Origin of the sequence: Corynebacterium sp. S5S1, from assembly GCF_001913985.1 — a bacterium.
GTDB lineage: Bacteria > Actinomycetota > Actinomycetes > Mycobacteriales > Mycobacteriaceae > Corynebacterium > Corynebacterium marquesiae.
Window position 1 is genome coordinate 1 of sequence record NZ_MKXT01000032.1, and the last position, 19809, is coordinate 19809.

Below are 19809 nucleotides of genomic sequence, written 5' to 3' on the forward strand. Positions count from 1 at the left end.
GAACTGTTCGGAATACCTAGGCATGGTGGTAGATTACCTTTCTTCCCAACCCAACCGGGCTGGATATCAGGTGTCTACCAAACAGGGGTCAGGTCCTCCCGACCACGAGGTGAAAAGCTATTCAGACAGAAACTCATCAGAGTGGGAAAATGAATAGGTTACCGAAGATATGAGCTCTAAATCACGTATATGTAAATAGGTGGGAGAGTCGCTCCGAGCTATAGTTGAAGTGTCAATTAAATACACTCTCATCTCTTGGGGAGAATTATGGCCTCCGGTAAGAAAATTGTAGGCAGCATCGCTGCTCTTTTTGTCGTCTCTTCTCTTCTCAGTCAATGCTCCGACGCCGACGAAACGAAGAGCACTGAAACTACTACAGTGCGAGAAACCGCAACGGTAACCACTACTGCTTCCGAAACCGTCCAAAGCTCGACGCTAAATCAAGCACCGGAATCTACTGCGCCAGTTGAGTTTGAGGAGCCAACGCTGGATCCGCAGGTAAGTCCTGCCGAAGCAGCAGAAGAAGTAGTAGATGTGAACGGGGAGGCCGATTCGGATGCTGATGGTGGTGTGCATGGATTCGTTGCTCCCGCGCCAGTGATTCAACAGCAGTCAATCAATAATGGTGGTGGTGAATCGGCTGGTGGTGATGGTGGAGCAGCCAGCTATTACCCCAATTGTGCAGCCGCTCGCGCTGCAGGTGCGGCGCCGTTGTACGCCGGTCAACCAGGCTATAGCTCGAATTTAGATCGAGACGGTGACGGCGTCGCCTGCGAATAGAGGAGCCTAAAGTTGAGAGGACGCCCGCCTGTGCAGGGTGTCCTTTTTCTTTAGAGGGAAAAGAAAACGATCGGACGAGCCTAGGCCAGAACCTGGAAAGTTTGAATCGTGCTTGGGGTTGACCGCAATTCGTGTACACGTAGTGGAGCTACCTAGTGGTTAGGCAGCTATTTCTTTCCTGCTGGTGGTTAGACCAATATCGAGACACTTTTAATGGCTGTGCCATACGTTTGATGCTCTAGTTCGCTTTCTCTCGCTGCATTAATTCGAACTTTTCTGCTCGCGTTGCTTCGCGGCGAAGAAGGCTGTCGCTTTTGACAAAAACTCGTTATCCATCTTGGCTTCTGCTAACTCACGGCGCAGGCGAGCATTCTCAGTACGAAGATCAGCCTCACTCATCCCATCCGAGGCTCCTCGGCGTTCACGCTCGAGTTTGACCCACCGGCCTAAAAGCCCGGCGGAAACACCGATTTCCTTAGCCACATGGGCAATCGGTCGCTCTGACTCGATTACCAGGTTCGCGGCTTCACGCCGGTATTCCGGCGTGTATTTCTTGCGCTGTTGGCTCACAATGAACATCCTCTGCTACGGGCACAAGATCCGTACAAATGGGGTGTCTACTAAACGAGGGTAACCTCAAAACTGGAAGTTCCGCGCGGTGAGCATTGAGATTGCTGATTATCGCGTGCATCGGAAGGCGGTCGCCCGTTTAGCGGTCCTGCAGTGATTAATCCTCCCTTTGCGTGCTGCGCGGCTGAGGGGGAGTGGCGTTGCCGGTGACGTCGTTAAGCTCTGCTAGCTCGGTGAAGTCAGCCTGGGCGTCAGAAAAGCCTTCCTTGGGATCGATCTCATCAAAGGTGCGGAGGGTGCCATCGCGTTCATCTTTAAACATTGCCTTGCCATAGACCACCAGCACCATGACGATGCCGGCTGCAAAACCCCACGCGGCGCCCTGCGTGGCAAGCACGCCTGCGGTCACCCCGGCTATGCCCAAATCCTTTTGATTCTTGGATTCCATAATGCCCACGCGCACCGAGACAAACCCCTGGATAATCAGGGTCAACGCAAGACCTACGGGGAGGATGGGCTCCACAAAGGAGGTAATGGGCAGTAGGAAAAGACCGGTAATAGAACCCCAGCGGAAGGAACCTGCCCCGCCAAAAATAGAGCGCATGGCGCGTTGGCCTTGCTTATAGCGCTCCACAATGACAACGTGCATTGCTGCCCAGAGCGGCCCACACATGGCAACGTCCGGGCCAAAGATGGACATGAGCATATTCCGGCCGCCAAAGAGCAGGTGAGCGCGCGAAGGGTTATAGACCACGGCTTCATCGGTGCGGACATGATCGGCCTCTTTGAGCACGGCATTGGCCTGCAGGACATCGCCAAAGACCACGATATAGGCGGCAAGTACGGTGGGAATAGCGCTAAGGAACATATGCGCCGGGGGAAGGCCGACGCCAAAGACGGTGTAGTGGCTCCACAGTGAGGCAAAGTCTGGTTGGGAAAAGCCCCACTCGACGTCTGGCCACGGTGCCTCACCAGCCAGCGGCGCAATAAAAATGGCAACGAAAATGGCAGGCAGGATGCCAAGTGATGCTATAAACCGCCAGCCAGCAGCTTTATGGCGCAGCTGGGCAAAAGCGCGCGAATACATCAAAAAGAAGGCCACTGCCACCGCGACGGTAATGGATACGGGGAAGGTATGGAAGCGCCCGCCTTCCTCGAATACGGAAATGATGGCCGCAATGCCTGCACCAAGTACGATGCCCGAGCGCATACCCGAGGGGATTAAGCGCACTACCTTTGCGGCCCAGCCGGTAATTCCTAGCGTTAAAGAAAATACTCCGAGCAAGAGCTGGAAACTGATTAGTGCCCAAATGCGCTCTGTGCCTTCTGGGAAAGATTGCACATAGAGTGTCAGCAGCGGAATAGCAGGTGTGATCCAACCGGGTACGACAGGATCGCCAAGTAGATGGTGAGTCAGGTAGAGCAGACCATTAAGTATTACCACTGCCAGAGCCACTTGATAGGGTATGCCTAGCGCCTCTGTCATCAGTGGGATGGCACCGAGATCGACTACGCACATGAAAAGGCCTTGGCCAAAGTCCGGCAATTCCAAGCGGTAATGAATAAATGGTAGGCGGACCTCAAATGGTCCCGCTTTCCAGTGCGGAGAAGGAGTGCCGATTCCATTGGTGGATTGAGATGTGGGTGAGGCGTAGCCTTGAGAAGTCTTCTTTTCTTCAGACATGGGACGCTTCTTTCTGTAGCGGGCGAGTAGAGTCCACAAGCATGGGCAGCTACATGGCTAGGTAGAGATGCGCCCCGCGCCGGGAATGAACTGGCGCGGGGCGCGGGAGGAGTGAGGAACCAAGGGTCTAGTCAAATTCAATGATTTGCCGTAGTGCTAGCCCATCGCTGAGGTTATCCATTGCCGTGTTGATATCTTCGAGCTTGATATGGGAAGAAATGAGGCCCTCGGCGTTGAGCTTTCCTTCGCGCCAGAGCTGTTCGTATTTGGGAATATCGGTAGCTGGCACCGAAGAACCGAGGTAGCAACCGTGCAGGCGGCGTGCCTCACTGGTCATGACGAGAGGGTCAATTTCGCTAACGGAATGTGGGGCCGGCAGGCCAACAGTAACGGTGAGGCCACCAGGAGCGGTGATCTTATAGGCCGTCTCCAAGGCCTTGGGGTGGCCGGCTGCTTCAATCACGGCACTAAATCGTTTCTCGGAGGCTTCTGCTTCCTCCGCGGACATGGCAGAGGTAGCACCTAGTTCGAGGGCTTTTTCTAGCTTATCCGGCTGCATATCGATGCCCACGATTTCCTTGACGCCCAGTGCTGCAGCGGTAATCACAGCGGACATGCCTACGCCGCCAAGGCCTACGACGGCAATGGTGTCCTCCGGACCGGGCTGAACCTCGTTGAGTACCGCCCCGCCGCCGGTGAGGATGGCGCAACCAAAGATGGCAGCAATATCGGCCGGGACATCCTTGCCAATGGGTACTACGGAAAGTTCGGATACCACCGCGTGGGTGGCAAACCCGGAAACGCCCAGGTGGTGTTGGACTACCTCGCCATTGCGGGTGAGGTGGCGGGTACCGCGGATGAGCGTGCCCTCGCCATTGGATTTGGAGCCTACCTCACAAGGCATCTTGCCATTGGTTTTGCACCCCGCACACTCGCCGCAGCGTGGCAGGAAAGTCATGACCACGTGGTCGCCTTCACTGACGGTGGTGACATTGGGCCCAACTGCCTCAACCACGCCAGCGGATTCGTGGCCTAGCAGCATAGGCAGTGGGCGCGGACGGTTGTTGTTGACCACCGATAGATCGGAATGGCACAAGCCGGCGGCGGTGATTTTCACGAGGATTTCGCCCTCGCCAGGGGCGGTCAGCTCGAGATCGCTGATTGTCAGCGGCCGCGAAGCCGCATAGGGGCGTGGGGCATCAGAGCGTTCGAGAACGGCGCCTTTAATCTGCAGGGATTCAGTCATGATGGATTACAGCTCCTTTTCTAGCTTTGGGGTTGTAGTTTCTTGGTGCGACTCGTGCGGGGGACGAGGTGGTGTGTGGTCACCGACGGTTATTCGCCGCTTTTTCGGGCGGGGTTTGCCGGTAATGAGCGAGTGCAATTTACCGTCATGGATTTGTAAGTGCGGATCCTCGGCATCTACCTCGGTCATGATTTCCGCGATGAACTCGGACTCTGGGATCGATGAGTTTCGGGCGATGGAAACCAATTCGCGCATTTCTGCCTCGGATAGGGGTTCTTCGCCTTCGAAGCGCTTTTGTAGAAGCTCTCTTGCGCGGCGGCGCAGCTCGCTTTCGCTTTCTAGTTCCTTGCGGTTTTTGACCCAGGCGTAGCCGATGATGCACATCATGGCGATGCCCATATAGCCCAAGATGGGATAGACCCAACCGATGAGGTTGCCAAAGCCGATGAAGGACAGGACGAAGCCGATAAGCACCGAAATGCAATAGACCTTGTAGAAGTTCTGAGGTTTGCTGCGGGTCAAGCGCTTTGCAAAGGCATAGAACATGCCGATCGAGGTGTTGTAAATCATGCCGTAGATGGCTACGGCCATCGGGATACCCAGCCACGGGTGAATTTGCGTGATCATCTCTAGGGTGGGCATTTCGGCCTCGGTGACTGGACCGATGGAGATATACAAGCCACCAACGAGTACGGCTAAGAGGAAGAGGAAGCATAGCCCGCCCATGATGCCGCCGTAGCCTACTTCTTTGGAATCAAGGAAATTGCCGCCGATGACGATGGTCATGGATACCGCCACAATGACGTTCAGGCCCATGTTATTTAGCGCCGAGATCCACCAATTGGGCAAAGTGGTGGGAATCTGTTGTGCCTGCTCGTTGAGGTGGCTCCAGTCTGGGGAGGCGGTAAAGACCGTGTACAAAGTACCGATGGTCAATAAAGCGATAATCAGTGGGGTAATAGCGCCGATGGCTATGGTGACTTTATCAACGTCCAAAAGACCGGTGAGCAAGGTCAAAATCAACATGATGATCGCACCGATCCATACTGGCCAGCCCCACTGCTGGTTTAGGTTGGTACCCGCACCAGCAAACATGGCAAAGCCAATGCAGAACAGGCAGGTAAGCGTGCCGAAATCTAGCAGTTTGGACACAATAGGCGTGGAGACTGCTTCAAAGACTGAAGTGTGTTCTTTAGCGCGGTGATAAGAACCCATCTGCAAGATGGTGATGCCAGAGACCATCATGGCAATCGCGGTACAAACCGCACCGACTATGCCCCAATTGCCAAAGGCCACGAAGTACTGCAGCGCCTCGCGGCCAGAGGCAAAGGAGGCACCGGCAAGCACGCCGATGAAGGCCATCGCGATGCCAAATGAACGTTTAAACATGTCAGTGATTCCTTACTAGGAAAGTGATAGGGGCGAAGAAGAAGCGGCTTAGCTTGGGGATGAGCCGCGGGCGGTGCGGCGGAGGAAAGAAGCGACGTCGGCAAGCTCTTGCTCGCCGCGCTGGATAATGCCTGCGGAGGTAAAAAGCCCGTGGTGATAGCCCACCAGGTGCTTATAAGTAACATCCACGCCCGCTCGGGCGAGCTTGAGCGCGTATTCCCCGCCTTCATCCGCCAATGGATCGTTATCTACCGTGATGACCAGTGCTGGGGGCAGGTTTTCTGGAAGCTCGTGCAGCAGCGGTGATAGATCTTTCGCAGTGCGCTGGGATTCCTCGGTGATGAAAGTATTGATAAACCACCGCATGGTATCGGCCACTAAAGGAAAGCCGGCTTCTAGGCGCTGGTAGGAGGCACCGTTTTCGGTGCGCTGTTGGGAACAATCCGTAATAGGGTAGAGCAACACTTGGCTGCTTAGCGGGGCAACGCCTTCCACGCCGCTAAACTCATTGGCCATCACGGCCGCCAATTGGCCACCAGCAGAATCGCCCACGACCGCAATGGAATCGACGTTGAGACCATGTTCTGCTGAAGAATCTGATACCCAGCGGTACGCGGCGCGGCAATCATCGATGGCGGCGGGGTACGGGTGCTCGGGTGCGAGGCGATAATCCACCGCAATGACAGGGAAACCGGTAAGCACTGCTAATCTGCGCGCTACTGAATCGTGGGTTTCCAGGTTGCCCATCAGCCACCCGCCGCCGTGCATAAAGAGGATGGCTGGGGTTGCATCCTCGCGTGCTGCAGCTTCTCGCGGTTCATAGACGCGTACTTGGAAATCGTGCACGGGATAGTCAGTGCTCTCCGGCGGGGTGGTTTCGTGCAGGGGATTGGCACCGGTGGAGTTGATATAGCTTTCGCGGACTTCCGGAATGGGGAAGTGATGGAAAGACTGTGCTCCAGCATCACGGAAAGGAGCGAGCGCTTTCCACGCATCCTCGGCCACAGGGCGGCCGGAGTATTCATCGGATTGTGTGTACATAAAGCGTTCCTTTCTGGAAACGATTCGGCTCATAAAAGAACGAAGGCAGATGGGGAATTACGCCACGCGATAGTCATCTACGTGCAACTCGCGGGTGAGTTCCTGGTACTCGGCCACGTTGCCGGACCAGTTATTGATGACCTTGCCGTCTTCGTTCTTGTACCAAGACGAACAATCTGCGGAGAAGGCGGAATCTTGCAGTTCAGCTTGGATGCGGTCATTAAACTCGCGCAGTACCTGCGGGTCCACGTCCAACACCTTGTCGGGATTATCGCGCAGGAAATCTACCGCCTGGCTGATGTATTTATCCTGTTCTTCCAGCATCGCCACTACGGAGTGATGGTTCAGGTTGGTATTGGGACCGTAGAGCATAAAGAAGTTGGGGAAGCCGTCGACAGACATACCCAGGTAGGCCTCAGGCGAGTTACCCCAGCGCTCGCGCAGGTCTAGACCACCACGGCCAATGACTTTGAGATCGCCCTGGAATTCTTGGGAGTAGAAACCGGTGGCATAGATGATGACATCAAACTCGTGCTCCACGCCGTCGGCAGTGCGGATGCCGTTTTCAGTAATCTCCGCAATGCCCTCGGTGATTAGGGAGACATTCTCCCGGTTGAAGGTGGGGTAGAAGTCATCCGAACGCAGGATGCGCTTGCAGCCAAAGGCGAAGGTAGGCGTTAGCTTTTCTACCAGTGCGGGATCATTGACTTGGGAGCGCAGGTGTTCCATCGCCTGCTCGACGCCCTCCGCAGCAGAGTCTGTGCCTGTGCGGGTGCGTTCGAATCCTGCCTCGCGGGTATCGTGAATTTCTTTGCGGATAGCGCGGTAGGAATCCGGGTTCTCTTGGAATTCCTGCAGTTCTTCCTCACTAAAGATGATCTGGTTGCGCGGCAGAATGTAATTGGCTGAGCGCTGGAATACGGCGAGGTGACCGGCCACCTTAGCTACCTCGGGCACGAGCTGGACGGCAGAGGCGGCGTTGCCAATGGTCGCTACTTTCTTATTGCTCAAATCAGTGGAATGATCCCATTCAGCGGAATGGAACTGTACTCCCTTGAAGCGCTCTCGACCTGGGAAATTAGGAATCTTCGGCTTGGAAAGCTGGCCCCAAGCTCCCACAAAGACACGCCCGTAGAAGGTTTCACCGGTAGCGGTTTCCACCTCCCACGCCTTCATATCCTCCAGCCACTCGGAGCGGGTGATGCGATGGTTGAACTTGATGTGCTCGTAGAGGTTGAACTCTTTTGCCATGGCCTTGAGGTAGTCCAACATTTCGTCTTGGCCGGCAAACATGCGCGAGACACCGAGGTTGAGGAAGTAGGAGTAGCAGTAGATAAGTGCTTGGGTATCGCAGGCGGCACCCGGGTAGGTATTATCGCGCCATACTCCACCTACTTCATCGGCAGCTTCCAGGATGAGGTAGTTTTCGGTGCCATCCTTGGTCAGCTGGGCTCCCATACCAATGCCGCCGTAGCCGGTGCCGAGGATGATGCAATCGTAAATGTGTGGGTTAGACATGAGGTGTACTCCTTCTTTGGTAGTGACAGTGGCTGCTTTAGCCGGTATCTAGGGGTTAGAGGTGAGCGGGGGATTGGTTCTTGCGGATTTCTGCGGCGAGGACCTGCAATCCATCACGCAGAGTTTCCTCGTTGATGACTAGGGGCGGAAGCAAGCGGATGACGTTGCCGTCGAGCCCGCAGGTAAGGACGAGTACCCCTTGGGCCTTGCAGGCGGCGGCTACCTGGGCGGTAAGCTCAGCATCCGGACGGCCCTTTTCGTCTGCGAATTCAATGGCAATCATTGCTCCACGTCCGCGAACCTCTGCCACATTTGGCAGCTCCAGCAGTGGTTCTAGCTCCTTGCGGAGGATGGTCTCAATCTCAAGCGCGCGGGCACCGAGGCTGTTTTCTTCCATCTCTTCGATGGCAGCAAGGGAGGCCGCGCAAGCCACCGGATTGCCGGCATAGGTGCCGCCCAAAGAACCTGGGCCGGGTGAGTCCATGATCTCTGCTCGTCCAGTTACAGCCGAAAGCGGCATGCCGCCGCCAACACCCTTGGCGGTTGTAATCAGATCTGGTACAACCCCTTCTTTATCGCAGGCAAACCAGGAACCGGTGCGGCACATTCCAGCTTGAATTTCATCGGCAACAAAGACGACGCCGTTCTCCTTGCACCACTTCTGTAGCCCGGGAAGGAATCCTTCCGCGGGTTCGACAAAGCCACCTTCGCCTTGAATGGGCTCGATGACTACTGCGGCGAGTTCTTCGGTTCCTACTGTTTGCTCGATGACGCGTATGGTGCGTTCGATTGCTTGTTGGCCATCTAGGCCATCGCGCAGGGGGTACGAGCCGGGCACACGGTAAATATCTGCAGCGAGAGTGCCGAATCCTGCCTTATAGGGTTTATTCTTCGCGGTCATGGTCATCGTCAGATTGGTGCGACCGTGGAAGGCGGAATCAAAGACGACCACGCGGTTTTTACCGGTGTAGTTGCGGGCAATCTTTACCGCGTTTTCTATCGCTTCGGCACCCGTGGAAAAGAGTGCACTCTTCTTCTTATGCTCCCCGGGGGTGAGCTCATTGAGCTTGCGGGCGACGGCAACAAACCCTTCATATGGCGCATTTAAAAAGCACGTATGAAGCAGGTGCGATGCGGCCTCGGAGACAGCGGTGGCTACTCGTTCATTGGAGGCGCCTACCGTGGTCACGGCGATACCGGAGGCGAAATCTACAAAGCTATTTCCATCGACATCGATTAAAACGCCGCCATCGCCATCGACGATATAAGCCGGCAGGCCCGGCACTAGTCCGCGGGCGAGTTCAGCCTCTCGCTGCTGCTCCAATTCTTGGCTACGCGGCCCGGGGATAGCGGTACGCACGTTCCGCTGCTGCGGAAGCCGGTGGTTGAAATCTTGCATGTCACTCTTTCGGTACTTATTGAGAATGTGATGTGAATCATTGTGTACCGAACGATGTAATATGCGATATAGACAGTGTGGTGAATTGAGGAGAAAAACTTAGACAGTATGGATGTGGAGGGGCGGGCTATGGTTTCACTCAACGTAGTAGGCACCGATTCAGATGTGCCTGGTGCGGCTGATCTCACTAGGCCAGACATTGATCTGTCCTTGTCGTGGCTATTGGCCCAAAAAGGACTAAACCTGGAAAAGGTTCACGATTCTGGGCGGAAATTCTCTGCTATTCACCCTTGTGAGCTCGTTGACCCGCGCGAATTTATCGGCGCAGGTTCCGTGGTCTTACTTACGGGGATTGCCTTCGCGCACACGCCACAAGAGCTTCCTCTTTATGTACGCAAGCTTGCCGAAGCCGGCGTAGCAGGCATTGGGTTCGGCTTGGGCATTGCTTTTGATGAGGTTCCTTCAGCTATGATCGACGCCGCCAAGGAAGCAGAGATATCCTTATTCATTGTCCCGCTGGAGACCCCCTTTATCTCTTTGCAGGCAGCGCTACACCGTGAAGTGATACGTCAGCGCGACCTAGCCCATGCGGAGCTTTTAGAACGGCAACAGTTACTCAATGAGGCCGCTGCCCAGGGATTGCCAGAACTAATCTCGCGCACAGCGCAAGCTCTGCAGGCCCATATGTGCCTCGTCGATCTGGATGGGCGAATCGCTGCCCAAGCTCGGATACCAGGGGCGGAGGAGTTGGATTTTCGCCCCATTGTGGAAGAAACGAGTAAAAGAAAATTTGGGATCGCCGCCCAGTATGGCTCATTCAATGTCATTGCCCAGCGGCTGCAGCCCCAAGGAGGCCGCATCTATGGCTTGATTGCGGCTGCTCCACATCTTTTCAGCTCGCATGATCGCACCGCGCTCAAACATGCTGCTGGCTTGGCAGAGCTCATCATCACCCGCCCGCGGGAATTGCGCACGATGCAGCAGGAGCTCAATTCCCTTGCTATCGCTATCCAAATTGGGCTTTCGAAAGACCAAGACTCAATGCAGCGGATCTTTCACCACGTAGGCGATGCGGATGGACGGGTGCGGCCAGTATTGGTGAAATCAAAATCGCCCCAGGGGCACCACCGGTTTATGCGCAATTTAGATCAGCGACTCGCCAGCTACGGGCGCATGCTTTTTGCCCTGCCTATCGACGCCACCACATCCTTCCTCATCTTCCGGGGTACCCGCAGTGTGGAAAATATCCGAGAGCTATTTCTAGGAATGCGCACCACCCAGCGCATCGCCGTGGGAGTTCCACTCTTGTGGTCTGATCTGAACGAAACTGTGGTGGAAGAACTACAACGCGTAGTCTTTAGGCTTCAGGCGGGAACGCTGGTCGGCCCCGAAGCCAAATCTCTGAATTGGCTTGGTGATGTTCAAGTACGCAGTGCTATTGACTACCGCGTAAAAGAGACTTGGGGAAGGTTGCAGGAAATTGATGCCGGCAGCCGTACCGATTTCGCCTGCACTCTAGAGGCTTTCCTGCGCAATGGCGGCAATATTTCTCATACTGCCGAAGAACTGGAAACCCACCGCCATACTGTGCGGCGCCGCATGGAAGAAATCGCAGAGATCCTCGAGCTAGACCTCAAAGATCCGCTGGTAGCTGCCGAACTCTTGATTTTAGGAAACGCCTCTGCAGCCTCTAGAAGCGACTAGGTCCGGTGCTCAGGTGAGGCCGCGTGAAGTGAGGTTTCGTTGATTTCGTAGCGTCCATAGCATCACGTTCGAACTGTTCGGAATACCTAGACATGGTGGTAAATTAACTTTCTTCCCAGTCCGACTGGGATGGATATTAGCTGTCCACCAAAAGAGGTCAGGTCCCTAGCCTGTGGCAGAGGACTTGATGGTGAGTAGATCGAAGGCGGGGCGTCTGCGTAGCGCGGATGCTGAGGAAGTCAGACACACTTAAAGAGGAGTCTCAAGGTCGCAAAACAACATGTATCACAAATGTCTGATCACATAAATTGGTTCTAGGTCCGGGTGCTTGCCCGCATCCATATTTCGTTTTCGTTCTATGTCTCACCCCAGCAGACGCTGGTAGCGTCTCATTGCATAGCGCAACCAGCAGCTACAGGAGGTCATATTCTATGGACGGGGATATTACCGGGCTGCTCGTCTGCGTCGGAGCAGTGCTTGTCATGGTGCTCTACTGGGCCTACTACATCCGGTGCGTGCGGAGAGTTCCCAAATCGGAAGAGTGGTACGACTCATCTGATGTGATGGGCGCAGAAAGTGATGGCGTTCTGTTCATTTATCCCTACTGCACGCTAATTATGGGCGCCGCCGGTGCCACAGGATTGGCCGCAAGAGTGAACCTTCCTGAGTTTGTGGAAACCGTGCTGAAGGTTCCACTCATAGCAGCTTTCGTCATCGGAGGCATTGGATTTACGGGCGCGATCGGTGTTCTGCTTCCGTGGCCTTTTGTTCCACCTTGGGTTGTCGACATCCGCAAAGCAAAACGTGCTAGAAGATGCGAGCACAGACAAGCCAGAAAAGGGAAAAGGAAGAATAGGCTTAGCAATCTTCCCAGCGTTCAAAGTCCGTTGAAAAATCTCGACCAGCAGGCTGTAGTTCCTTGAGCCTTGTAGCAAAGCATCTAAAGATAGTTTGAGATGTCCGGGAACCCAGCGCTGCCAAAGCATGAGACTTGGACTAGTTAAAGCGGCGATAGTAAGTGCGGTCGTTGAGCTTAGTTTGTTCGAAGGGGAGGAGGTTGTCGAACTTCGAGAGTTTCTCCCACATCCGTCGTGACTCGCCGCGATTCGTGAGAAGATGAAGCTGTACACAGCGGAGGAGTACTGCTTCGGTAGTGAAGACTGTTGCTGCTTGTCGTTTGTTAATGAGCTGCTTCGCTTCTTCGTCGTCGATGATGATTGCAGTCATTACACTGGGATCGTCCTCACGGAGTGCAAGACAATGTGCGATAGCGGTGTACTCGCCAAGGTTTTTCGCCATTCCGCCTTGGATGGTGTAACCCCGCCCAGAGAAAAGATAGATGTGCTTCCATAGACGGTCATAATCATCCGCGAGGACCTTTACGTGACCGTGTGTAACCAGGGAATTCCAGGTTTTAAGGCCCCTTTGGAACCTCGGAATTTTTAGCTTTCTTTCTACTTCGTACTTAACAGCTTGCGGTACGTGAAGCTGTTCATCGCCCACGAACTTGAGAAGGAGATCCTGTTCGCCGGCGCAGATGAAATTGAGGAGCACGCTGGTATCGGCGAAAATGAATTTTCTAGTCATGCCGCACCTATTCGTCAGAGAAGAAGTCTGCTAGGTCAGCTTCGATATCATTACTACCTGTGTGTTCGTTGTTGGATGAGCGCTGCGCATCACCCGTTGAATCGAGAACTTCCTCGATGTTGACTTGTTCAGCGAAGGCAACCGAAGGAAGAGCAACGAGTCCCTGGTCGTAGGCCTTGTAAGCATCAGCAACGAGCCTTTCAGAGGCACGAGGCAACTTGGAAATCCTGGCAGCGTGATCGTAGTTGGCTTTCCAGCCAAATTGAGAGGCAAGTCGCTTGGTGGAGTAGCCTTTGAGTTCTTCTTTAGCCTGCTCCGAAATGAGTCCGGCAACGCAGAGTTGGATTGCTGCCACAGTGGGGGAGACCTGGAAGCTCTGAACGACGTCCGATAAGAGCTCCTCCTGGGGCGAAGTCCGGGACAGAGTGCGGAGTGCCTCCACAGGGCATAGCACACACCGTGCGAAAGTGTTCGCGCGCGTTTCGGAAGGATGAGTTGGATCGCAGAGAAGGGAAGCTCCGTCTTCTGTGATGTCACCGGCCATGATATGGCCAATTTCATGCGCCACGGTGAACCGTTGGCGATAGGGATTACTGCTCGTTCCAATCCCCACTGTTAAAGCACCGGAGGCGGCGTCCCTAAGAGTCAAGGCATCCAAGCCGCTCGGTAACTCGAGGACAATAAAGTCTGCGTCGACCAGTTTCATCAGAACATTGATGTCATCGATCGGTTCGGTACCCAGCATGTGATCTTCTCGAAAACGGGTTGCTAGGTCACTACCTTGTTGTGATGGGCTTTTCGGCTTAGGCATTGAGACCGTCCAAGTTCACACGCAGTTGCAGAAATGGCAATAGCTCCTTCGCCGCTGTTTCCACTCCGACACCGTCGCCGCGAGCTGCAACGCGTACGCGCTGGGAGAGCGGGGTGGCGTCCACAAGCTCAGCGGCATCGATGCCCAAAGCCCACGCGAGGGCCATGATGTGGTGGAGAGTTGGCGTGGCTGTGCCCTTCTCCAGGCGGGCAAGAGTCGGCTGGGACAGAATGCCATCGGTCATGGCGGCAAGCTCTCGTTGGTTAAGCTCGCGCAATTGGCGCTGCGTACGGACGCGCTCGCCAAAGTCAGTAGGTATGTTCACGGTTACGCTCCTTGTTAGCTCCATTAAACGCGTGAATCAAAATTTAGTCAACGTGATTCAGGTTCATGAGGTTCTTGGGGGAGGAGCTTTCTTCGCGAGATGGGATAAAGCTGAGCTCGTCCGCAGGCCATCCTGATAGCTGCATGTGCAAACGAAATCCACTCTTACTCAATGCGTAGCCTGCGTGTGGTTAAGAGCTGCCGGCGGGCGCACTGTTCTCCGGTGGTGAGGTGGGTAAACGTGGCAGAACCGTCCTCGGGTTTAGGTCCTTCTGAGGCATTTGATATTTCGGCTACCGACGATGCTCGGGTGAAGAAGGTCGCGGTTATGGTGGAAGAGTCTGGGGCTTGCCGACTCCATCGCTCTCCTCATCTCAGAACGACTGCCCAGTCCACGTCGTGGTCTATAGTGGCATCTGTCACGATTTGCTATTCCTGCGGGCTATATTTCCGCCAGCGTCGAGTCCGTCCGCCTACGATCAAGGTACGGCTGCGGACCTGTCCGCGGACCTAAAAATCCTAGTGGAGAACTACCAGTATGAATTGGGGCGGGAAACCACTATGCGCAAACCCGATGGAATGTCGGAGGAAATATTAGCCTTTCATGGAGGTAAGGCCGCGGGGAAAATGAGGTGAAGTCGTTGCTCTTATAGATGTTTTGTTCTAATTTCAAGGTATGAGGAATAATGCTGATCACGGCGTAGTCAAGCCTACTATTACTAAGATTCAAATCGGTGAAGTAAACATCTGCCTCAAAGCTGGTACCGTTACGGCTCTTGTCGGCCCCAACAATTCAGGAAAATCGCATTTTCTTGATCAGCTAGAAGCTCAGCTTGCGGGGGTGGATTCTGCATTTTCGAAACAGAATGAAGGGTTGATCACGAGAGCGGATCTTCAGTGGCAGGGACGTGGACACTCGTCGGAAGAGAGTTGTGCTTCGTGGGCAAGCGAGAATCTGACAATTAGTCGATCGGGGCGGTACGAAGCGAACGTTCCAGAGCATTTTGCCTCGCACCTAACAGGTCTCAATCGGTTTTTGGGCCTCGATGAGGTCCAAACCATCTTTTCCGGCGCCTCCAGCTTGGGATGCCTTGTAGGTTATTTCGTTCGTCGAGACAGCCCACTCAACCGCGTCCAAGAATCGTATCTAAAAGATTTAAAGGAAGATAGTCTCGCCAAGCGAGTATGGCAGGACGACGCAGCGCTTAAAAAAGTTACCGAGTATTTTAATGAAGTGTTCGGCGAGCCCCTGTCAGTATATGATATCGGTGAGGGGACCATAGGCTACAAGATTGCTCCAGCAAGTGAAAAGATGCCTAGGATTGGTGAGAGTTATTCATCCCATCATCGGGCTGAAATGGACGGGCATCCAAAAGCCTGGCAACAAGGCCTCGGTATGCAGAGTGTGCTCGGAATTTTGCTAGCTCTTTTTGCTGATGACAGACCCATTGTGCTACTGGATGAGCCTGAAGCGTTTCTTCATCCTCCTCAGGCTCATCGGCTCGGTCAGATACTTCGTAAGGTAGCGGAGCAGGAAGGGCGACAAATATTCTGCGCTACTCACGACAAAAATCTACTTAGCGGATTAGCTGGTGGCGAAAAGGAGACTCTATCTATTATTCGTCTACAGAGAACCGTTGATGATAAGGGTAAGTCGAAATACAGTTTTTCTCTGATCCCGCCGACCTTTAACGAGGACATTAGAGATAAAAGTAGAATTCGGCATACTCATCTTCTAGATGGGCTCTTCTCAGATGCAGTGATTATCGTTGAAAATGAAAAAGATGCATATTTCTTTAGCGAAGCCCTGGAGTCGCTCGCAGAAGAATTGAGGTCGAGTTTTCAGCCTTCCTCCATTTGCTTTGTCGGTGTTGGGGGTAAGAATAATGTTCCGTCAACGTTCGAACTTTTGCGCTCGATGACGGTGCCGACGGTAATTGTCGCAGATACCGATTTTATTGTGTCGGAAAACCGACTACACAGTGGAGGGCCGTTTAGCAAAGTGCTAAAAGAGACCGGTGCCCGTAACAAGAATGATCTTATTTCGCTTCGAAATGAGATTGAAGATCTCATCCTTGCGGAAAAGGGGTCGGAATTAAAAGACCTGCCAGAAGACAAGTATGAAGGCCGGAGGAAGAAGTTGCTGAACAACAAACTTAATAAGCTGGGTCTCAATCCTCCGCTTTTAACAAAGGTCGAGCAGCTGAACGAAAAGCTGACGGGAACCCCTCTCTGTCTTGTGCCCGGAGGTCAGCTTGAGGACCTAGAACCGGAGGTTTCGGGACACGGAACGGACTGGGTTAGGAAGGCCATTAACAAACGCGCATTCGAAAATGAGGCTACCAAATCCTTCATGGATACCGTGCTTCAAAAAGTGCGCGTTCAAATCGATTCACAAAGTTGAGTATCTAAGAAGGTGTTCTAATTTCTCAGGAGTGAGTCTGGCTAGTTTTAAAGGTAAGAGGCTGACTGTCTACTGCTGGTATAAGGTTTATATATTCCTCATTCCTTATCCGAAAGGCTGCGCGCCATGGCCAAGAAGAACTCCATTGAGTCTGCCGCAATTTCGTTTACCCCTGGGGATGATGGCTCTTTTTCTTGCGAGCTGCGTTCCAATCTTGGCCGGTTTGTACGTGTTGCGCGGCGTGAGTCGCCTGAGGTAGAGGGTGACGTAGAGCTGACTGGCTCGCCGGCGATTGTTGATGCGCTGTGGCTTGCAGCGGTAGGGCAGAAAGAGTCGGATGACTTGGAGGCCCAACTTCCGGCAGCCGTGGCTGCGGTCCAGGAAGACTTCAATTTCAACAACGAATTTATTAGCCCGGCTGATCAGAGGGACTTTGCGGCAAAAGCAGTAAAGCGCGCAGTCAAGCGCCACGAGGGAGAGGTCCAAGAGCTTAGGGAGCAAGCCATTGCTTCTGCAAAGTTGGCTACCACCTTGGCTGAGCTCATGGACACGCTCAGCAGCGACACCGAGGAAGGCTGGTGCTCCCGCTGCTTGACCAAGTCCATCCACAGGAAATCCAAGGCTAAATCTCTGTACGTGTGCGAGAACTGCGGCTCGGCGACGTCCCACTGCACCGTGCCCCAGTGTGATAACTTCGCCGCCGCCGGCCTCGGTTTGGTGGCTTTGCCGACCGTATGTGCAGAACACCTTCACCAGGTTTCAGACTTTGAGCGCCTCGACCATCGCATTGCTGACCTCACCCAGTGGTGTGAGCTCCGTGAATTCAAGGCAGCCAATGTTGGTCGCGCAGCCAAGTTTGCTGCTGTTGGTGCCGGCGCTCTAGTCCTCGGAGTTGCCGGTGGATGGGTTGCCGCACCGATGGTAGGCAGCGCTTATGGAACCACGATTCTTGGCTTATCTGGCGCTGCTGCCCACAATGCTGGCCTAGCAGCGCTCGGCTTCGGCTCCTTGGCTTCTGGCGGTTTAGGTATGGCTGGCGGCAGCATGGTCGTTGCCGCTGCTGGTGGACTGCTCGGCTCCGCATACGGAGTAAAAGCGCTTAACTCCTATATTGGCGAGGATGACTCCTTTGATATTCAGTGCGTCCGCAAGGGGAGCGGTACGCCCGTCTTGATCGCACGTGGTTTTACCACTGAGAAGAAGCTCGATTGGCGTACAGAAGTTAAGGCGGTCGAAGCCGCCTACCCTGATTCTCCGATTTATCTCGTGACGTGGGGCAGCAAGGAAATGCTGGAGCTTGCCGGTTTCCTAGCTCCAGGTGCTGGTTTCGCCGGCGGCGCCGTGTTGAAGGGGATGGTCAAACATGCTGGTAAGAAGTTGGCTAAGAAGGCAACGCCTGCCGGCTTGGCGCTAGGTGTCGTGGACCTGGTCAAGAATCCATGGACGGTTGCAGTTAACCGTGCAAATAAGACTGCCCTCGCACTCGCCGCAATTATTCAGCGCTCCCACCTAGAGTCCGTGGTACTCGTTGGACATAGCTTGGGCGGCCGCGTCATGCTCAACCTCGCTACTGCGCTAGCGGGCGCTGCCGGAACTGAAAACGAGGTCCGGGTCGAAGCCGTGCACCTTTTGGGCGCGGCCATTGGTCAAGATGCGAAGTGGGATTCTGCTGGTGAATTCCTATCTGGCGTCGTCCACAATTACCACTCCCACAGTGACGTGGTTCTTGGTCGACTGTATCCTGCAGCGATGGGCGGCAGGAAGGCCATCGGCTTCGAGGGCTTGGACGCTAGCTTCGCGGTCAATCATGACGTGAGCGAGGCAGTGAAATCGCATTCTGCGTATTACGAGAATGTGGAGTTAATTAGCGCCGTCTAAAACTGGGCAGTGAACTTACGCCTCCCCGATAACCACCGGCAACAAAAACGCCATTCCGGTGCTCCATAGTAGGTGGAGCGTGGTGGCGGAGATGAGGCTGTCGGCGCGGCGGGCTTCTAGTGCGGCGATGCCGCCGATAAGGACGGAGGCAACGAGCAGCAGGGGAATGCCCATTGCGGCGGTGACGGCGATGTAGAGGGCTAGTTGGGCCAGGATGGCGGGGGTGGGGAGAGGGCGTCGGCAAGCTGGCGGCGGGCAACGTCGCGGAAGAATAGCTCCTCGCCCACGCCGTTGATCACCAGCGTGGCTAGGGTAATGGGCACGCTGCCGTGACGCATATTATCCAGCAGGCCGCTCACCGGCCCGGCCAGGAGTGGTATGTGGCGTACGTCGATCCCGCCGAAGGTAAGCAGAACTATGAGAACGACCTCCGATGCGATGGTGCAGACCGGCTCGTGTGACCAAGCACCAGTCCGTTGGTCGCGTTGTTTTCCATTTGGTCGGCACTACCACTCTTCTCGGGAGGGAGATTGCCTCTGCGGGTTTGTGAAGTTAAGTATTGAACGGAGAAACCCTAAGTGTTAAAAAGCGCCGATTTTATAAATTGGGCGTTCTCTCCCGCACCCCTATTGATAAATATCTGCGTTTTATCAATAGGGGTGCATTAGCGGAGTTTCCTCAGGCTACGGGTTGGCCTGTAGGCAGGCTGAGTCCCTGACTTTTTCTTTTTGGTCAATGTGCTCTACCCATTGTTAAAACAGATACATGAGAAGAGTGTTCGAGCACGTATTTAGGCGAGGTAAGCCAAGGAAAAATTCATTCGCCGAGTACGAGCAATATTTTCCATTGAAGGGCCTTGGAGCCCACTGCGAGGCCGTCGCCCATATCGTTAACGAGATTGCTTGCTCTCCTAGGCTCCTTACAACAGAAGAGGCAGATTCTCTCGATATTGAATTTGAGTCGAAGATTCGTGGCGCCCAGAAATGGGGAATATCCCGTCTAGCTGATGACCTGTCTGCGGCTTCGCTGCAAACCGCAGGTGGAATCCTGCATTCTCTTGGTCTGCTCCTGAAATCTGATGTTCGATACCCGCTTACGCCATCAATTCTTGCAAGGTCGGCTTTAGAGAACTCAGCATTGGTGATGTATTTGAATGAGGACGCAGATCCATGGATCAGGACTGTACGTGCAGTCAATGCTGTTGTTAACGGTTACGAAAATTCGGGCGGGAGGAATAACGAGTCACCCTACAGCGAAGCGACTGCAGATCACTTAAAGATGAAGCAGGCATTTGCTTCTCAGGGGTATGGGAAGTCGCAGAAACTCTTGAACTATACAGATTTGGTAGCAGAATATTTCGATGGTTTCCAGGGCGGTGTCAGATGCGAGTTTTTGGTACCGGTGTTCTGGGGACTCGGTACTGTCGTGTTCCGGGTAGTTGGTACCGGGCCGAGGGGTGCGTCGGCCCGGACCG

The 19809-nt window shown here is 54.3% G+C and carries 18 protein-coding genes; 6 read left to right on the forward strand and 12 right to left on the reverse strand.

Annotation, left to right across the window (positions count from 1 at the left end; all coding sequences use genetic code 11):
* Positions 1 to 267 precede the first annotated feature (267 nt).
* Positions 268 to 780, forward strand: coding sequence for an excalibur calcium-binding domain-containing protein (locus tag BKN05_RS10085; RefSeq protein ID WP_286688562.1), 513 nt, complete (start codon positions 268 to 270; stop codon positions 778 to 780).
* A 261-nt stretch (positions 781 to 1041) separates the two neighbouring features.
* Here the strand turns inward: BKN05_RS10085 and BKN05_RS10090 are convergent, their stop codons facing one another.
* The 7 genes from BKN05_RS10090 to gabT form a co-directional block, all read right to left on the reverse strand.
* Positions 1042 to 1350, reverse strand: a complete 309-nt coding sequence (locus tag BKN05_RS10090; RefSeq protein WP_286688563.1) for a transposase — start codon at positions 1348 to 1350, stop codon at positions 1042 to 1044.
* 157 nt (positions 1351 to 1507) lie between these two features.
* On the reverse strand, positions 1508 to 3034 hold the full coding sequence (locus tag BKN05_RS10095) for a hypothetical protein (RefSeq protein ID WP_286688564.1): 1527 nt from the start codon (positions 3032 to 3034) through the stop codon (positions 1508 to 1510).
* A 127-nt stretch (positions 3035 to 3161) separates the two neighbouring features.
* On the reverse strand, positions 3162 to 4280 hold the full coding sequence (locus BKN05_RS10100; RefSeq protein WP_286688565.1) for an alcohol dehydrogenase catalytic domain-containing protein: 1119 nt from the start codon (positions 4278 to 4280) through the stop codon (positions 3162 to 3164).
* Positions 4281 to 4286: 6 nt separating this feature from the next.
* Entirely contained in the window at positions 4287 to 5669 is a 1383-nt protein-coding gene (locus BKN05_RS10105; RefSeq protein WP_286688566.1) for a YkvI family membrane protein, read from the reverse strand.
* A gap of 48 nt (positions 5670 to 5717) precedes the next feature.
* Positions 5718 to 6710 (reverse strand): alpha/beta hydrolase, encoded by a 993-nt coding sequence (locus BKN05_RS10110; RefSeq protein WP_286688567.1) that lies wholly within the window; start codon positions 6708 to 6710, stop codon positions 5718 to 5720.
* Between the two features lie 57 nt (positions 6711 to 6767).
* Positions 6768 to 8228 (reverse strand): flavin-containing monooxygenase, encoded by a 1461-nt coding sequence (locus BKN05_RS10115; protein WP_286688568.1) that lies wholly within the window; start codon positions 8226 to 8228, stop codon positions 6768 to 6770.
* 55 nt (positions 8229 to 8283) lie between these two features.
* Positions 8284 to 9627: a 4-aminobutyrate--2-oxoglutarate transaminase gene (gene gabT / locus BKN05_RS10120; RefSeq protein WP_286688569.1), complete on the reverse strand. Its 1344-nt coding sequence runs from the start codon at positions 9625 to 9627 to the stop codon at positions 8284 to 8286.
* 129 nt (positions 9628 to 9756) lie between these two features.
* Here gabT and BKN05_RS10125 point away from each other — a divergent pair, with 129 nt between their 5' ends.
* Together BKN05_RS10125 and BKN05_RS10130 are read left to right on the forward strand one after the other, a co-directional pair.
* Positions 9757 to 11331 carry a PucR family transcriptional regulator gene (locus BKN05_RS10125; RefSeq protein ID WP_286688570.1) on the forward strand — a complete coding sequence of 525 codons (1575 nt, stop codon included), beginning with the start codon at positions 9757 to 9759 and terminating at the stop codon, positions 11329 to 11331.
* 431 nt (positions 11332 to 11762) lie between these two features.
* Positions 11763 to 12254, forward strand: coding sequence for a hypothetical protein (locus tag BKN05_RS10130; RefSeq protein WP_286688571.1), 492 nt, complete (start codon positions 11763 to 11765; stop codon positions 12252 to 12254).
* Positions 12255 to 12327: 73 nt separating this feature from the next.
* On the opposite strand, the gene BKN05_RS10135 is transcribed toward BKN05_RS10130, so the two are convergent.
* Genes BKN05_RS10135 through BKN05_RS10145 form a run of 3 tightly spaced genes read right to left on the reverse strand, consistent with a single transcriptional unit; the run spans position 12328 to position 14054 of the window.
* On the reverse strand, positions 12328 to 12918 hold the full coding sequence (locus BKN05_RS10135) for a PIN domain-containing protein (protein WP_286688572.1): 591 nt from the start codon (positions 12916 to 12918) through the stop codon (positions 12328 to 12330).
* A 7-nt stretch (positions 12919 to 12925) separates the two neighbouring features.
* Positions 12926 to 13729, reverse strand: coding sequence for an ImmA/IrrE family metallo-endopeptidase (locus BKN05_RS10140; RefSeq protein WP_286688573.1), 804 nt, complete (start codon positions 13727 to 13729; stop codon positions 12926 to 12928).
* On the reverse strand, positions 13722 to 14054 hold the full coding sequence (locus BKN05_RS10145) for a helix-turn-helix domain-containing protein (protein WP_286688574.1): 333 nt from the start codon (positions 14052 to 14054) through the stop codon (positions 13722 to 13724). The genes BKN05_RS10140 and BKN05_RS10145 overlap by 8 nt, the downstream gene beginning before the upstream one ends.
* 675 nt (positions 14055 to 14729) lie before the next feature.
* On the opposite strand from BKN05_RS10145, the gene BKN05_RS10150 reads away from it, so the two are divergent.
* Together BKN05_RS10150 and BKN05_RS10155 are read left to right on the forward strand one after the other, a co-directional pair.
* Positions 14730 to 16457, forward strand: coding sequence for an ATP-dependent nuclease (locus tag BKN05_RS10150; protein ID WP_286688575.1), 1728 nt, complete (start codon positions 14730 to 14732; stop codon positions 16455 to 16457).
* Positions 16458 to 16583: 126 nt separating this feature from the next.
* Positions 16584 to 18335, forward strand: coding sequence for a DUF726 domain-containing protein (locus tag BKN05_RS10155; protein ID WP_286688576.1), 1752 nt, complete (start codon positions 16584 to 16586; stop codon positions 18333 to 18335).
* Between the two features lie 15 nt (positions 18336 to 18350).
* On the opposite strand, the gene BKN05_RS10160 is transcribed toward BKN05_RS10155, so the two are convergent.
* Positions 18351 to 18509, reverse strand: a complete 159-nt coding sequence (locus BKN05_RS10160; protein WP_286688577.1) for a hypothetical protein — start codon at positions 18507 to 18509, stop codon at positions 18351 to 18353.
* A 26-nt stretch (positions 18510 to 18535) separates the two neighbouring features.
* The gene (locus BKN05_RS10165; RefSeq protein WP_286688578.1) at positions 18536 to 18673 is read right to left on the reverse strand and encodes a CPBP family intramembrane glutamic endopeptidase; all 138 of its coding nucleotides are present in this window, start codon (positions 18671 to 18673) and stop codon (positions 18536 to 18538) included.
* Between the two features lie 427 nt (positions 18674 to 19100).
* On the opposite strand from BKN05_RS10165, the gene BKN05_RS10170 reads away from it, so the two are divergent.
* A partial coding sequence (locus BKN05_RS10170) for a hypothetical protein (protein WP_502686334.1) occupies positions 19101 to 19809 on the forward strand: 709 nt, incomplete at its 3' end.